Source organism: Paraclostridium sp. (assembly GCF_051657365.1).
GTDB lineage: Bacteria > Bacillota > Clostridia > Peptostreptococcales > Peptostreptococcaceae > Paraclostridium.
Genome location: NZ_JBOFKN010000084.1, coordinates 1 through 15,372, shown reverse-complemented (window position 1 = coordinate 15,372; position 15,372 = coordinate 1). Strand labels below are relative to the sequence as shown.

Annotated in this window: 15 protein-coding genes; 2 read left to right on the top strand and 13 right to left on the bottom strand. The window is 25.9% G+C overall.

Annotated features, from left to right (window positions below):
- Positions 1-231: 231 nt before the first annotated feature.
- The gene (locus ACRCYC_RS05870; RefSeq protein ID WP_438618179.1) at positions 232-2,142 is read left to right on the top strand and encodes an FUSC family protein; all 1,911 of its coding nucleotides are present in this window, start codon (positions 232-234) and stop codon (positions 2,140-2,142) included.
- A gap of 63 nt (positions 2,143-2,205) precedes the next feature.
- Here ACRCYC_RS05870 and ACRCYC_RS05865 read toward each other — a convergent pair whose 3' ends face one another.
- From ACRCYC_RS05865 to ACRCYC_RS05820, 10 genes are all read right to left on the bottom strand, one after another.
- Positions 2,206-3,069, bottom strand: coding sequence for a uroporphyrinogen decarboxylase family protein (locus ACRCYC_RS05865; protein ID WP_438618178.1), 864 nt, complete (start codon positions 3,067-3,069; stop codon positions 2,206-2,208).
- 11 nt (positions 3,070-3,080) lie between these two features.
- The gene (locus ACRCYC_RS05860) at positions 3,081-3,995 is read right to left on the bottom strand and encodes a GTP-binding protein (protein WP_438618177.1); all 915 of its coding nucleotides are present in this window, start codon (positions 3,993-3,995) and stop codon (positions 3,081-3,083) included.
- Between the two features lie 13 nt (positions 3,996-4,008).
- Positions 4,009-5,805 carry an ASKHA domain-containing protein gene (locus ACRCYC_RS05855; protein WP_438618176.1) on the bottom strand — a complete coding sequence of 599 codons (1,797 nt, stop codon included), beginning with the start codon at positions 5,803-5,805 and terminating at the stop codon, positions 4,009-4,011.
- An 11-nt stretch (positions 5,806-5,816) separates the two neighbouring features.
- A complete protein-coding gene (locus tag ACRCYC_RS05850) occupies positions 5,817-6,836 on the bottom strand; it encodes a methylcobamide:CoM methyltransferase MtbA (RefSeq protein WP_438618175.1) in 1,020 nt (339 codons plus the stop codon).
- Positions 6,837-7,514 carry a corrinoid protein gene (locus ACRCYC_RS05845; RefSeq protein ID WP_438618174.1) on the bottom strand — a complete coding sequence of 226 codons (678 nt, stop codon included), beginning with the start codon at positions 7,512-7,514 and terminating at the stop codon, positions 6,837-6,839.
- A 12-nt stretch (positions 7,515-7,526) separates the two neighbouring features.
- Entirely contained in the window at positions 7,527-8,600 is a 1,074-nt protein-coding gene (locus ACRCYC_RS05840) for a uroporphyrinogen decarboxylase family protein (protein WP_438618173.1), read from the bottom strand.
- Positions 8,601-8,815: 215 nt separating this feature from the next.
- Positions 8,816-9,925 (bottom strand): NADH:flavin oxidoreductase, encoded by a 1,110-nt coding sequence (locus ACRCYC_RS05835; protein ID WP_438618172.1) that lies wholly within the window; start codon positions 9,923-9,925, stop codon positions 8,816-8,818.
- A 128-nt stretch (positions 9,926-10,053) separates the two neighbouring features.
- Entirely contained in the window at positions 10,054-10,602 is a 549-nt protein-coding gene (locus ACRCYC_RS05830) for a hypothetical protein (RefSeq protein WP_438618171.1), read from the bottom strand.
- 132 nt (positions 10,603-10,734) lie between these two features.
- Positions 10,735-11,406 carry a hypothetical protein gene (locus tag ACRCYC_RS05825; RefSeq protein WP_438618170.1) on the bottom strand — a complete coding sequence of 224 codons (672 nt, stop codon included), beginning with the start codon at positions 11,404-11,406 and terminating at the stop codon, positions 10,735-10,737.
- A gap of 158 nt (positions 11,407-11,564) precedes the next feature.
- A complete protein-coding gene (locus ACRCYC_RS05820) occupies positions 11,565-11,939 on the bottom strand; it encodes a VOC family protein (protein ID WP_438618169.1) in 375 nt (124 codons plus the stop codon).
- Between the two features lie 163 nt (positions 11,940-12,102).
- Here ACRCYC_RS05820 and ACRCYC_RS05815 point away from each other — a divergent pair, with 163 nt between their 5' ends.
- Entirely contained in the window at positions 12,103-12,426 is a 324-nt protein-coding gene (locus ACRCYC_RS05815; protein ID WP_438618168.1) for a winged helix-turn-helix transcriptional regulator, read from the top strand.
- Between the two features lie 55 nt (positions 12,427-12,481).
- Here the strand turns inward: ACRCYC_RS05815 and ACRCYC_RS05810 are convergent, their stop codons facing one another.
- From ACRCYC_RS05810 to ACRCYC_RS05800, 3 genes are all read right to left on the bottom strand, one after another.
- Positions 12,482-13,360, bottom strand: coding sequence for a cation diffusion facilitator family transporter (locus ACRCYC_RS05810; RefSeq protein WP_438618167.1), 879 nt, complete (start codon positions 13,358-13,360; stop codon positions 12,482-12,484).
- Between the two features lie 168 nt (positions 13,361-13,528).
- On the bottom strand, positions 13,529-14,692 hold the full coding sequence (locus ACRCYC_RS05805; RefSeq protein ID WP_438618166.1) for a class I SAM-dependent methyltransferase: 1,164 nt from the start codon (positions 14,690-14,692) through the stop codon (positions 13,529-13,531).
- A 229-nt stretch (positions 14,693-14,921) separates the two neighbouring features.
- On the bottom strand, positions 14,922-15,372 hold a 451-nt coding region (locus ACRCYC_RS05800; protein WP_438618165.1), incomplete at its 5' end, for a prealbumin-like fold domain-containing protein.

Here is a 15,372-nt window from a genome sequence, read left to right as displayed (position 1 = left end):
AAATAACTTCACAATATATAAATATCATCCTCCTAATTAATCTTTTATATAAATTTATCTTCTAAGTTTTATTACTAAAAAATTTGTTATACATTTTTTATATTCTAATGCTAAGTTATTATATGATTTTTGTTAAATTACAATGATACATTTTCAATAGTCTACGTTTTGATTTTCATAATAGGGGTAAAAATTATTATATGATTATTACAAATTTTAGGTGGTGAAGATATGAAAAGTATACTTTCTAAAACCCTAGTATTTATAGGTATAATTCCCACAGCTATTATTTTCAAACTATTATTTGGAAATGATAATATGCTTGTTGGTATAACAGCTTTTATGGCCGCTATAAATTTAATGTCAAATGATTACTCTATAACTCCTCTAAAAAACACTTTACGATTTATACTTATAGAGTTATTCATAGGCTTATGTGCCTTTATAGCAACTTTATCTCCTTCACTAGCTTTGTTATCTACATTTGTAGCTGTATTTTTTATCATATATATTTTTACATATGATACTAGTAAACCAATATATATGCCGTTTATTTTAAGTTATTTATTTATGCTTTATTTCCCTGTAAAACACAGTGCTATACCTGCTAGAGCAGAAGCATTAATACTTTCTGCTATACTCATAATGATGGTTCAACTAATTGTAAACAAAAATGGATTTTGGGATAAATCAAAAGCTACCATTTGTAAAAATATCAACTTACTAATTGATGATATAAATATTTTAATAAACAACAAAGATATAGATGGTATAAAAAAAAATAACACTCAAATACATAGTGAAATTAAAATACTTTCTCAAAATTTATATTCTAGAAAAGAAAAAACCTTCTTAATATCAGATAAGGCTAGACTTTATTTATGTATAGCCCAAACAATAGAAGGCGCTAGTATAATTTTAGAAAATTGGCTAGAAGATAAAGATAGTCTGTATAATTGTGAAAATCTTTTGAAAGAATTAAAATTACAATTTGAAGATATATTAAAACTTATGGACGATGAAAAAAATATTGATATTTTAGAAAAACAACTAAATAACTTTATATATGAAAATGATAATTTAACTTGCTCTTATTATATTTCTTATGAGTTAAAACAAAATATGACTTTACTAAAAGATACTTTATATGATCTAAAAACTGGTGGATTATCTACTAGTGATAAAAAATATGGTGTTGCTGGAAAGGTAAAGGAAATCCAAGTTATAAAAAGACGTTTTAATAGAAATTCACTTAGATTTACATTTGCATTTAGAGTTGCCTTAATGGTTAGTTTAGGAGCTTTTATAGTTGGTTATTTTGATTTATTTAAAGGTAAGTGGATGGTATTTACTCTAGCTACAGTTATACAACCTTATATTGAATCAAGTGAATCTAAGATGATTGATAGAATAAAAGGAACTTTGGTAGGTGTTTTAATATTCGAGATAATTTTTCATTTAATTCCTACCATGGAAGCTAAATTATTTTTAGGATTTGCTTGTGGTTATATAAGTAATTATTTCAAAGATTATGCTAAAAGAATGACATTCATGACAATTTTTGCTTTAAGCATTGGTGCTAATAGTAATGACTTTAATACATTATCTTTTGATAGAATAAAATTCATTTTAATAGGTTGTATTTTAGCATTTATAGCAAATAGAATTATATTCCCTTATAAAATTAAGGATGTTACTAAAAATCTAATAGATAAATCTATTGATTTAAATGATTCTATTTCTAAAATTTTAGAAAACATAACTTCAACAAACGTAGATACTTCTAATTTACGTGAAGTTGTTTTAACTAATAGACTTACTAATGATAAAATAAGTATTAATAATAATACTATTTCTTGCGATAAAATTAATAATTTTTTAGATAGTGAGCGAATTATAATGAGTAATATACGTATTTTTAAAAATAGTATAAGAAATAATAGAGTTAAAAAGTTAAACATAGGTAATACATGTGAAGAGATGAAAAAATATCTAAATGGCGATTTAAGTAAATCTGATGTTGTAGGCGACTTTAACAATTTAAAAGAACAAGATGATAAATTGATTTTCATGAATATATATGAAATTTTCAAAAACATTGATAATGCTAAAAAAATTTCAAATACGATAACCTCCGTTTAAAAATATTTATGAAATAAAAAATGCGATAAATAAATTTATCGCATTTTTTATTATTATTCTAATTTAAATAAATTCAATATCGTAAATAATTGAATTCTTAAGTTTGTAAGGACTTTTTTTCAAACAATTGTTACCTACAATCTTAATGCCTTCATCCGATAATAACTCACATAATGCTTCTCCATAAGTAATATTATAATCATATTTGATTTCATTAAAATTGCAAATCCCAAAATTATGTAAAGCTGTAGATGTTTTACCACATAAATGAATAATACACCCATTTACTTTATTTGAAATTCTTTTGATTATATTTATTGTAGTTTTAGACACTACATCTTCATAAATTTTAGGCCCTACTATTTCAATAGCTCCTACAGGATCACTATAAGATATTATTTTAGCTCCACTTTCATATCCTTTTACTATATATTCAACTATATTATCTTCCAATTGTTTCATAACTTTTTCAATTAGAGGTTTATTCTTTCTAACCCCTTTATAAAAATATTTTAAATCAATAAGTAACGATATAATAGTCATCGGTCCACATACATTTAAAGTAACGATCTCTTCTTTACTTAAAATATTAATAGATTCTAATACTTCGCTTATTCTTCCTTTTTCAAAGTTAATATTTTTAATATTAGATAATTCATCTAAACTATTGTATGCATACTTCTTTATTCTAGGACAACTTTTGTCATCACCTAAGTTTATGTATGCTCCCAAAGCTTCTGCCTCTACAGTTGTACAAAAAGGCACTTTACAAATATGATCTGCTTTGTGATATTTTAAGATTTTTGATATATACGAAATATCTTTAGCATTTGTATGTAAATTAGGAAATTCTACCTTTGAATCTTTTATTATGTCTATAGGTATATTTTCATTATCATTTTGATTACACTTAAAATCTATTTTCATTATTAATGCCTCTATTTAAATATATTTTTTATATCTTCACTTTTTAAATTGCTACCTATTGTACATATCTTAGGAGTTGTATTTATATTACTTTCTTTTATAGTATAATTACCATTTATATAGCTAAACTCTAATAACGACTCCTCGCTATTTACAAATCCTTTACATCTTATTATTTTTCCAAACTTAATTTCATTTAATTTTATCAATGCAATTTCTAAATTTTCTACTGAATAACTTTGTTTAGGAATTATAGAAATAGAAGAAATATTTTTCATATTTTCATTTACATATTTTTTCTTCATATTATTAAAATCCAATGAATCTTTTTTATTTACCATACTTAGAATTTCAAATATGTTACAAAAAGATCTACCATCCCAATCTCCATATAATATATTTGTAGTTTTATTTATGTGTTTTAAAGATTTTATTATATCATCTAAATCCTGATTGTCTATAAACTGACTTTTACTTATAATTAATACTGATGCATTTTCAATTTGATCTTCAAAAAAGTCTCCAAAATTATCTATATAATCAAAGTAATTTACTCCATCAATTACAGTAATTAAAGAATTTATACTTATATCCATGTCCTTATCCAAATTATTTATCATATTTATTATCTCGCTCAACAAACCTATACCAGTTGGCTCTATAATTATACGATCTGGTTTTAATTTATTTATAACATCTAATAAAGTATCTTTAAAGTTTAATTTTATACTACAACATATACATCCATTTTGAAGCTCTAATACTTGAAGTCCTTCTTTTTTTATAAGTTCTCCATCTATACCTATTTGTCCAAATTCATTTTCTATTACAACTACATTTTCATCTTTAATACAATCTAACATTTTTTTTATTAATGTAGTCTTTCCTGAACCTAAAAATCCCGATATTACATCTACTTTTATCATTACATCACCTTTTTTAGAATTTTAAACAATCTGTAAATAATCTTTCATAATTTTCTTTTGTAGATAACTCAAAGTAATCTATTTCCTTAGCTATTAAATCCATGTTTTTCCTTATATCTTTAGATAGTAAACTCATTATAGCTCCTGTTTTTGAAGAATTACCTATATATTTTATTTTATCTTTAAGCTCTTTTGGTATTATACCAACTCCAACTAAACTCTCAATACTTAGGTGTTTTCCAAATTGTCCAGCTATTATAACTTCATCTAAATCTTCAATTTTTATATCCACTTGATCTGCCAATGCATAAATTCCTGAAAGTATAGCTCCTTTTGCAAGTTGAACTTGTCTTATATCCTCTTGAGTAATTGCTATTTCTTTAGGTTTTCTAGTTAATATAAATTTTCTTTTTTTATTTTCATCTACTATATGTTCACTTAAATGACTTAAGTTATCATCTACTTCTATTGCTTCTTTCTTACTTATCCGACCTGTTTTTCCTATAAGTTTAGACGTTGCTAATTCACTTATAGCATCAACTATTCCACTTCCACAAATTCCTAATGGTTCTACATCACCTATAACTTTAATTTTTATATTGTCTTCTATTTTTATATTTTCAATAGCTCCATCTCCAGCTCTCATACCACAACTAATATTCATACCTTCTAGTGCTGGACCTGCAGCACAAGAACAAGAAACCATTTCTCCATTTTTAGATAAAACCATCTCTCCATTAGTTCCAATATCTATAAATAATACATTTTTATCTTTGTTTTTTAAATCACAAACACATACCCCTGATACAATATCAGCTCCTATATAACTAGACACTCCAGGTAGCAAGTATACTCTACCAAAACCAGATATATCTATTCCTAAATCCTTTGATGCTATACTCTTACTTTTTACAAATACTGGTGAATATGGTGATTTACCAATGGATATAGGATTAACATTTAGTAATATATGCATCATAGTCGTATTTGCAGCTATTGAAACTTCATATATATTTTCTTTTTTTATATTATTTTTTTTACACAAATCGTTAATTAATTTATTTAAACAATTTATAATACTTTTATTTAAGATTTCTAACCCATTTTCCTTAGTTTTTATAAAGTTAATACGAGATAATACATCTAATCCATATTCTTTTTGTGGATTAATTTCACTCTCAGAACTTATTTCAATTTGACTTTTTATATCAATTAAAGAACAAACAACAGTTGTAGTACCTATGTCTACTGCTATAGAATATAGAGCATTTAAAGTATCCCCTACCTCTACCCCTATTAACTGGTTATCTAAATAAACACCTGTAAATTTATCTTTTTCAAATAAATTTGGGATCTCTTTTAATATTTGATAATTACTATTTAAATCACTATTAATAACTTCACTTACTATATCTTCATAAGATGAATTATTTTCTAATGTAGGTAGTTTTACGTCATATACACTTTTAGAAAGTAATGGATCTTTCTTGAAGTATGGCATATAACCATCTGCTAAAATTTTATGATTTTTATTTTTATTTTCTAAAAACTTTACACTTAAATCTCCTTTTGGGTAAACTAAACATCCAAGTCGTATATTATCTTCAATTTCTTCTTTGCTTAAGAATTTTAACTCTTCTTTTGAAAATTCATTTATATCTCCATCTAAAACTTGAATTTTACATTTACCACATAACCCTTTCCCTCCACATGGACTTTCCATCCCTAAATTATTACTTTGTATTATATCTAAAAGACTACTTCCTACCTTAAATTCGTAGCTTTCATTGTCCGTGTATAAAAAATTCATAAAATACCTCTTTATCTGCTATAATTTTTCGCACATTCTTTTAGAACTTTTATATTATCAAGTTTAGTTCTAACCCCAACCCCACAAGCTGGAGATAATATATCAACTCCATTTTTTAAACATGTGTTACACATAGTTTCTAAACTTTTGACATCACTATTTTCTAATGCAAAAGTACTTACATTTCCCATAATCGCTTTATTTAAAACATTTTCTTTTACTTGAGTAACACTAGTTATTGAATCAAAACTAATAGCATCACTATGCAATAAATTCAATTCTTTATATATACTTTTTAATCTTCCACATATATGTATTATTGTTCCACCTTTTGCATAAACATTTAACTCATCTATAATTTTATTTAAATATGGAACTGCAAACTCATTAAAATTGTTAGCTCCTAATATTTCTCCCGTTCCACTAGGATCTGATATAGTTAATATGTCTGCACCAGCTTCAAGTTGTGCTTTTCCAAATATTATAAGATTGTTAGTTACAAATTCCATAAGTTTATGAACCTTTTCAGGTTTTTTTCTAATTTCTTTATAATATATCATAGGTTCTAATAAAGACGATGCTAAACTAACAGGTCCAGTTAAATTTGCAATTATAGGCACTTCTTTACTTCTCTCTTTTAAAATTTTAATAGCATCTATAACAACTTTAGCTCTACCCTTATTTACATCTATATTTTCCAACTTAGTATATTCTTCACTAGATTCTATTGGATATTTAGTTACTCTAGGTTCTGTATTTTTAGTTCCCATATATACAGTAGCCCCCATACCTTCTGCTTCTACAGTCATACAAAATGGAACTCCAAAATTTTCAAAAGCATTATTTTTATACATACCTTGCGTTAAATCTGCCATCATAATTGGATTTGTATGAGCTTCTGGCCAAGATACATTTTCAATATCCATAACATCTTCTATTATCATATTCATCATGCCCCCAGGACATATACATGGTGGTCTATCAACAACTTCACCTTTTAATACTTTATATAATCGTTCCTTTGAATTCATCTATACCACCTCTTTGTGAATACCTCTTTTTTTATCAACTAAATCTTTCGCAAGTTTAACTGCCTTTGAAGCTTCATGTGCATAACCATCTGCTCCAATTTTATCTGCAAAACTTTGTGATATAGGTCCTCCACCTACCATGACCACTACATCATCACGCATATTTTCTTCTTTTAATAAATCTATAACTACTTGCATATTATCCATTGTAGTTGTCATAAGAGTAGACATTCCTACCACATCTGCATTAACTTCTTTTGCTTTATTTATAAATTCAATTGGGGCTACATCTCTTCCTAAATCAAAGACTTCAAATCCAGCCGTTTCCAACATTATTTTAAATAAATTTTTCCCGATATCGTGAGTATCTCCTTCAACAACACCAACTATAGCTCTATAATGCTCCCCAGTTTTATATTTTGGAAGATGTGGTTTTAAAATATTTATACCCTCATACATAGCATCTGAGCATAATAAAAGCTCTGGTATATAGTATTCTTCTTCTTCATATAATCTTCCAGCTTCCTCCATTCCAAGTGCAAGACCCTTAGATATTCCTTCATATGCCTCAAACTCATTTTCAATATATTCATTTGCAATCTCAATTACTTCTTCATCTTCCATTTCTAAAACACAAGTTGCTAATTTATTTAATAAAATTTCTTTTGAATTTTCCATTGTTTTTCTCCCCTATAAGTTATCTATATTAATTGGGTACGCCCCAAATATTCTTGCTGCATCCATAAGTGCCATAATTTTTTTAGGATCTGTTCCTATCGGAACATCACACCCTGTACTTAATATAAATCCACATTTACTATCGTGCGCTTTTTTTATACATTCTTTAGCTTCATTATATATATCTTCAATACTACCTCTCATTATTGTATCAACTGGATCAACATTGCCTATCAAGCAAACCTTATCCCCATATGCAATTTTTAACTCACCTATATCGTCTATATTATCTAAGCTTAAGTTAGATATACCCGTATCAACCATATGTCCCCATACTTTTTTAGTCTTCCCACAAATGTGAAGAGTTGTTCCACTTCCAGTTCTCTCAATTATTCTATCCATACATCTCTTTAAGTACGGCTTTGCAAATTCTTCAAAGTTTTTTTCACTTATCATAGTAGATGACGCATTAGGCTCTGCAATTCCTGGCGCAAGTCCTATATCACAAGCTGCATCTATATAATTTAAGACACTTTGTGTTGATATTTCTAAAAGTTCATGGGCCATATCTTTATTTTTTGTTAAATCTCTTAAAAATTTATCAGTACCTCTTAAAAAAGATGCTGTTGTAAAAGGCCCTCCGCATGTAGTTCCAACCCCTACTTCATGATTTAACTTACCTTGTGTTATTTTAAGAGCTTCTAAAAAGTAATGAATTCGCCCATCTTTATATGGATCAATAGGTCTTAATTTGCCTATTTCAGTATAATCATTTATCGCAGGTTTATTTATGTATGGAGTGTTATTTGTAGGGAATATAACCTCACTTCCCATAGCTTCTGGTATACCTTGAAGACCTGGTCCAAATCCTATACTATCAGGTCTAAATAATTCAAAACTTCCAACTGCTACATCAACAAGTGCATCTACTGAATGATTATATTCATATATTGTGTGCCCAAATATTGAAGAAACACTTTCTCCTAAAAATGGAGAACATAAAATCCTATCCATAGGTTCACCTTTAGCAAAAGCTTCCATTCTTTCCTTTGGTGTCATTTGATCTTTATTTATTTTGTATTCCATAAACCCACCTCTTTACTTATTGAATATTACATAATTATCTTACAATATATAACTTTTTTCTACAAATTGATATTATCAATATACCTAATGAGAACTATTGATTTCATCAATACTAACTAAATACATATATATTTTCTACTTTAAAATACTTTAGTTTATATAATAAAAAAAAGTTATCTCCTTTTAGAAATAACTTCTTTTTATTATATATTTTTTTAATTTCTAATATTTAATATACACCTTTTACCAGGTGTATTGTAGCATTTATTACAAGATACACACTTAGGCTTTTTATTTTCTCCATCAATCCACTTATTTATTAAATTAGGCTCTGCTGTTAATGGTCTAGCTATTGAGAAGTATGATATATTATTATTATTTAATAAGTTACCCATAACCTCTAAACTCCTATTTCCACCTATAAGTATTACAGGTATATCTACCATATCTGCTAATTTTATAGCATATTCTTTAAAATAAGATTCTCTATTTTTAGATCCAGCAATCTTAGTTCTCGCAGGACCCAAATTATTTTCCATAACTTCTTTTATAGATTCATTCCCGCCAGTGACTTCTATTGCATCTATACCTAGGTCTGCTAATTTTTTAGCAATATACAAACTTTCATCATTTGTCAGTCCACCTTCATTTATATAATCTGATGAATTTAGTTTTATAAGTATTTGGAAATCCTGTCCAACTTCATCTCTCATAGCTTTGTACACTTCAAATAATATTTTGCCTCTATTTTCTATACTTCCACCATATTCATCTTTTCTTTTATTATAATATGGAGATAAGAATTGACTTAGTAAATATCCATGCCCACAGTGAATTTCAACACCATCAAATCCAGATTTTTTAACTCTTCTCGCTGCATCTTTATAGGCATTAACCAAATATTTTATGTCATCTTTGCTCATTTCTTTTGCCCAAGTTCCTGTATTTTCATTTTTCATAGTTGATGGCCCCCATATAACTCTCTCCCCTACATTAAAGTTAGTCATAAATCCACCATAAACTACTTGCATGATTATATTTGACCCAAGATTATGAATATTATTTGTAAACGCTTTGTATTCATCTATAAATGAGTCATTATATATACCTAACATTCCTGGATTTGGTTGCTCATCTTCTGTTACAAAAGCATATCCAGTTATTATAGTTCCAACTCCACCTTTTGCCAATTCTCTATATACATTTGCTAGTTCATATGTCATATGTCCTTTCTCATCTGCTAAATTTTCCCACAATGCACCTCTTATAAATCTATTTTTCATATTCATATTTAGTAATTTAGTTTTATCGAATAAAGTTTTCATTTTATTTAGTCTCCATTTTTCATCAAATAATTTTGCTATGAACTTAGTATACTTTCTCATTTAAAACTAATCAATTACGCACTTTTTCGTAAGTAATAAAATAAAGACCTTGAAAAATTTCAAGGTCTTTATTTTATATTATAAATAGTTTCCATGTAATGAATCATCTCATCTGCTACTGTTATATAGTAGTATATACTAACTAAATACTCTGAAAAAAATAAATCTATAGAATCTGAATCTCCTGCTGTAACTGTTTTAAGAAAAAGTAATTGTTGTTGTAGTGAAGCATCTAATACAAATGCTATCATTTCTAATTGATTTGCTATAAATATATCTGCAATTGAGTCTTTATACACAATTTTATGCTTTGATATAGAATTTAAAATTGATTTTAATTCTGCTGAGTATCCATTTATTTGTTTTTCTATAGATGGATACTTATCTTTAGCAGTTTGTGCATTTATACTTATAGTATTTATATTATTTCTTATTCTTTTGATATCATCAAAATATTTAATAAGGTCTTCTTTTCCCTTTAAATCGTTACTAATCTGACTTGGATTTGGAGCATATATACAATTACTATTTAATGAATATATAGTCTTAGGTGTAATTGCTAAAAATAATGACATGCACATTGTAATTGCAATAAACCTTAATGTTAATTTATTCATTACATTCCTCCTGTATTTTTTATATATTTAAATTAATAATATCTTTTGCATTAAAGTATTATTTATACTTTAATTAAAAACATAAATAATGCCATAAAAAATAATTTTTATTATTTTTTATGGCATTTAAAATTAATCAGTTATAAAATATTTTAAATCGATTATCATATTTATTTTTAAATCATGTCCCTCTAGAGTTATTCCTTTCAAATCTACTCCTTCAAAATTTGATTTTGCTATTATTACATTTCCATCATTAAATTTTACGTCTACATTACTATCTTTAGAGAACCAATCTTTTATAAAGCTATTTACAGACATATTAACTACCCAATCATATAACTTCATATCTAAAAGTTTTACTTTTTCAATATTTAAAACTAAATCCTTTTCTTTGTTTAATGAAGGTAAAATTTCAACTTCTACAGGAACTTTTATACTATTAGTCACTTTATAGTCTACTTTAGCATTTAATTTTCCTTTATCTATATTTATATGTACATTTTCAATTTTATCATTTTTAGTTTTTTCTAAAAAATAGTTTACTCCATCTAAAATTGATTTTTCCGGTATCAAAAATTCTCCTTTTACACCTACTGGATTATCTATTAGTTCCATATTTTCAGCTTTTATTCCTGCTACAGATTTTAAAAAACTTAAAGTCTTAGAATCATTATTTGTTATTTGCTCCGTCTTAATATTATTATCTATTTGTTTTTCTTCTTTGGGTACTGCAAATATTATTCCTATAAATATGATAGCTATTATAGCCACTGATATTATTAATATTTTATTTTTATTCATATAAAACACTCCCTATAAACTTCTTTTTGTTTGATGAATTTAATTATATCATATATCATAAAAATCATATCTAATCTTTAATATAGTATTATAAAAAAATAAACTGCTTAAAAATTATAATTTCTTATAAATTTAAAAACAGTTTATTTTTTATAATATTAATGCTTATTTGAAGGTAATATCTCTATCCAATAGTTATCTGGATCTGCTATAAAGTAAATTCCCATTTCCTTATTTTCATAGCATATACATCCCATTTCCTTATGTAGTTCATATGCTGCATCAAAATCATCCACTCTTAATGCCAGATGGAACTCATTATCTCCTAAATTATATGGCTTATCCCAATCTCTAATCCAAGTTAACTCTAATGTATGATTAGTTTGTCCATCTCCTAAATATGATAATATAAAACTTCCATCTTGTGATTTGTATCTTCTTACTTCTTTAAGTCCTAATGCTTTTTCATAAAACTCTAAACTTTTTTCTAAATTTAATACATTAAAATTATTATGACAAAATGTAAATTTCACTTTTATTCACTCCTACTAGTATAATTTTATTTTTATTAATAATATTAATATTAATTTATATCCATACTATAATCAAGTACTTACTAAAAAGTTAGTATTATATTAAATAATTATATAAGTTAAAATAAAATAAAATAAAGTTTTTATAAAGGTTGTGATGTCTTTGATTATTAAAAATGGTAAAAAATATGTATGCAAGCTTGATTTAGCTTTTGAGGTAATACGAGGTAAATGGAAAGCAGTTATATTATGTCATTTACTAGAAGGCCCTAAAAGGTTTCTAGAACTTCAAAGAATAACTTGTGGTGTAAGTCATAAGGTATTAAACGAAAAATTAAAAGAAATGGAAAATGATGAACTTATATATAAAGTTGTTTATGATAAACTTCCTCCTAAAGTTGAATATTACTTAACTGATAAAGGTATTGATTATGCTTTTGTTCTCAAAAGTATAGAAAATTTTGGAGATAAATATTTTAATTTATAAATCAAAACAAAATAGACTTAATAATAAAAATTATCAAGTCTATTTTGTTTTTTATTTAATATTTATTATTATAAAATGGTTCTATATGAATTATAACTTGTGTATTTTCATTTATATGACATTTAATTAAACTTTCAATTTCATGTTCTAATTTATGAGATTTATCTACTGTAGTGCTTGGGTCTACCATAATATGCATATCTAGATATATATTATTTTCACAACCTCTGCTTCTGACATTGTGAACATCTTTTACTCCATCTATGTTTTTTAATATATCTACAATAACTTCTTCTTCTATAACAGCACTATCAACTAAAATATCAATTGCTGATTTAAAAATTTCATACGCTGAGTGGAATATACATACAGATACGCCCATTGAAACTATAGGATCTATAACCGTCGGTATCCCTAACTTAATACATATTAAAGCAATTATAACACCTATAGAAACAAATATATCACTTCTTGTATGAAGAGAATCTGAAATCAATATATAACTATTCAATTTTTTACCTTTTTTAAATTCATACTTAGATACAAATATATTTATAATTAATGTAGTAAATATTAATAATAGACTCTCATTTGTTATTATTAAATCAACTGGATTTATAAATCTATTCATAGCTTCTATAACAATTTTACACCCCATAAATAAAAGCATTGACCCTATGAACATACCTGTTATAATTTCAAACTTATGATGTCCATACGGATGTTGCTTATCTACAGGTTTAGATGCGAGATTTATCCCAACTAATCCAACAACATTAGAAGATGCATCTGATATAGAATGGAATCCATCTGCCATAATACTAGTACTATTTATAAAAAATCCAACAGCAACTTTTAAAAATGCAACTATTAAATTAGCTACTAAAATAATCCACAAAACTATCTTTACACTTTTGTAACTATCACTTTTCATAATTTACCTCCTAATTCTTTATACAAAAAAATCCATGGGAAAGTATTAAACTATCCCATGGATTATCCACTGCTTATTAAAGCCCAGCACATATAGTACCTGATAAATTGAATATATATTAAGCTTATATTAATTTATATTCAAATTTTTCTTAAAAGTTACTATATGTTATATTAAACCATCCTCTTTTAGCAGCTTAAGTAAGGTTGGATTTAAATTGAACTCATTTATAATATTATTAACTTCTTGAAGTGATTTTTCTCTTTTTTCTTTAACTATATTACCCTTAGATGCTCTTATTAATATATTTTTAGGAGAATGTGCAATATCTATAAATTCAAGTAATTGAGTCTTATATCCAATAGCTTCTAATAAATTCCCTCTAACTGCATCTGTCATAAGAGCTGCAACTCTTTCTTTTATTATTCCATATTTAGTAAGTAGTGAAAGCTCTTCACTATTCATTTGAGAGTTAAACTCATGTTGGCAACAAGGCACAGAGAAAATCATTTTAGCATTCCACTTTATAGCATTGTAAAGTGCATAGTCAGTAGCTGTATCACATGCATGTAAAGTTATAACCATATCTACATTATCTGTGTATTTATATCCATTTATATCTCCAAGCTCAAATTTCAAGTTCTCATAATTATATTTTTTAGCTATCTCATTACAATTTTTAATAACATCAGCTTTTAAGTCAAGCCCTATCATTTTTACATCTATTTTTTTTATTTCAACAAAATAATAGTACAATACAAATGTTAAATAAGACTTTCCGCATCCAAAATCTAATATTGTAAGTTCTTTATAATTATTTTTCTTTATTTCGTCATCTATAATTTCTATAAATCTATTAATTTGCTTATATTTATCATATTTAGAGTTAACAACCTTACCTTCTTTTGTAAATACACCTAAATCTATCAATGGTTGTATTAACATACCTTCTTTTAAAATGTAATTTTTTTCTCTATTATGACTTTTATTAGATACTTTAACATTATTGCTGTTTTTCTTTCCTAAAAATATTTTCCCTTTTTTAGATATTTTTAAGTCATACGTAACAGATTCAGACCAAGCTCCTACTTGTTTGTAGTTTTCGTTTACAAATTCTATCATTTTTTCATTTAACATACTTTTTTCTATATTTTCATGAAAAACTTGTTTATCTGTATATTTTTCTATTTGATAATATTCTTTATTATTTTTTTCCTTTAATTCAATGTTTATTTTATTATATTCAACATCTTTATTTAGTTTATTGCTAATAACAACTTTAATAATGTTGTCATTAGTTATTTCATCAATACTTTTCTTTAGTTCTTCCATAATGTCACACCTTATCATTTCTTATTTAAGTTTCGTATACAACAACTACTATTATATATTACAATCTTATTAAGTTAAACTATTTTATATTTGCCAAATCAAATTTTTTTATTTATGAAAATAAAGAGTATATCTCAAGGTTCCCCTATGTTTAAGTCAAATATAAGTTTTGCCTTAACTAAGCCCTTTGAAATATACCCTTTTTATATTAGTATTACTTTATTATCTTTTATTTTCTCTTTTTATTATTTAAACTTACTACTAACCCTATAGTTGAAGCTGTAAATAATCCAATATACGGTAACATACTGCTATCTGATGTTATCGGATTTCCATTTTGATATTTATTTACACTTTCATTTTCTTTATTATTAACAGTTTTTTCTGATTTACCTATGTCTCCAGAAGTTTTAGATTTTTGTGGCTGATCAACTTTACCTATATCTCGTGGATCTTCTGATTTTGACTTGTATTTTTCTTCACTAGTTGGATCATTTACAATTTTACCTTCAAAGTTAACCTTCTCGTTAGTAATAACCAAGCTTATTACTTGATTATTTGTTTTTACTTCGAATGGATACATTTTGTTATCTATTGTATATCCTTCTGGTGCTTTTGTTTCTTGATAATAATAGTTTCCATATGCTAAGTTTCCAAATTCTACTTTACCATTCTTATCT

Excerpts from the sequence above, each read along its gene's own strand:
- ACRCYC_RS05850 (WP_438618175.1), bottom strand. The coding sequence starts at position 6,836 with ATGAATTCAAAGGAACGATTATATAAAGTATTAAAAGGTGAAGTTGTT.
- ACRCYC_RS05805 (WP_438618166.1), bottom strand. The coding sequence starts at position 14,692 with ATGGAAGAACTAAAGAAAAGTATTGATGAAATAACTAATGACAACATT.
- ACRCYC_RS05830 (WP_438618171.1), bottom strand. The coding sequence starts at position 10,602 with ATGAATAAATTAACATTAAGGTTTATTGCAATTACAATGTGCATGTCA.
- ACRCYC_RS05835 (WP_438618172.1), bottom strand. The coding sequence starts at position 9,925 with ATGAAAACTTTATTCGATAAAACTAAATTACTAAATATGAATATGAAA.
- ACRCYC_RS05840 (WP_438618173.1), bottom strand. The coding sequence starts at position 8,600 with ATGGAATACAAAATAAATAAAGATCAAATGACACCAAAGGAAAGAATG.
- ACRCYC_RS05845 (WP_438618174.1), bottom strand. The coding sequence starts at position 7,514 with ATGGAAAATTCAAAAGAAATTTTATTAAATAAATTAGCAACTTGTGTT.
- ACRCYC_RS05865 (WP_438618178.1), bottom strand. The coding sequence starts at position 3,069 with ATGAAAATAGATTTTAAGTGTAATCAAAATGATAATGAAAATATACCT.
- ACRCYC_RS05825 (WP_438618170.1), bottom strand. The coding sequence starts at position 11,406 with ATGAATAAAAATAAAATATTAATAATATCAGTGGCTATAATAGCTATC.
- ACRCYC_RS05855 (WP_438618176.1), bottom strand. The coding sequence starts at position 5,805 with ATGAATTTTTTATACACGGACAATGAAAGCTACGAATTTAAGGTAGGA.
- ACRCYC_RS05810 (WP_438618167.1), bottom strand. The coding sequence starts at position 13,360 with ATGAAAAGTGATAGTTACAAAAGTGTAAAGATAGTTTTGTGGATTATT.
- ACRCYC_RS05870 (WP_438618179.1), top strand. The coding sequence starts at position 232 with ATGAAAAGTATACTTTCTAAAACCCTAGTATTTATAGGTATAATTCCC.
- ACRCYC_RS05860 (WP_438618177.1), bottom strand. The coding sequence starts at position 3,995 with ATGATAAAAGTAGATGTAATATCGGGATTTTTAGGTTCAGGAAAGACT.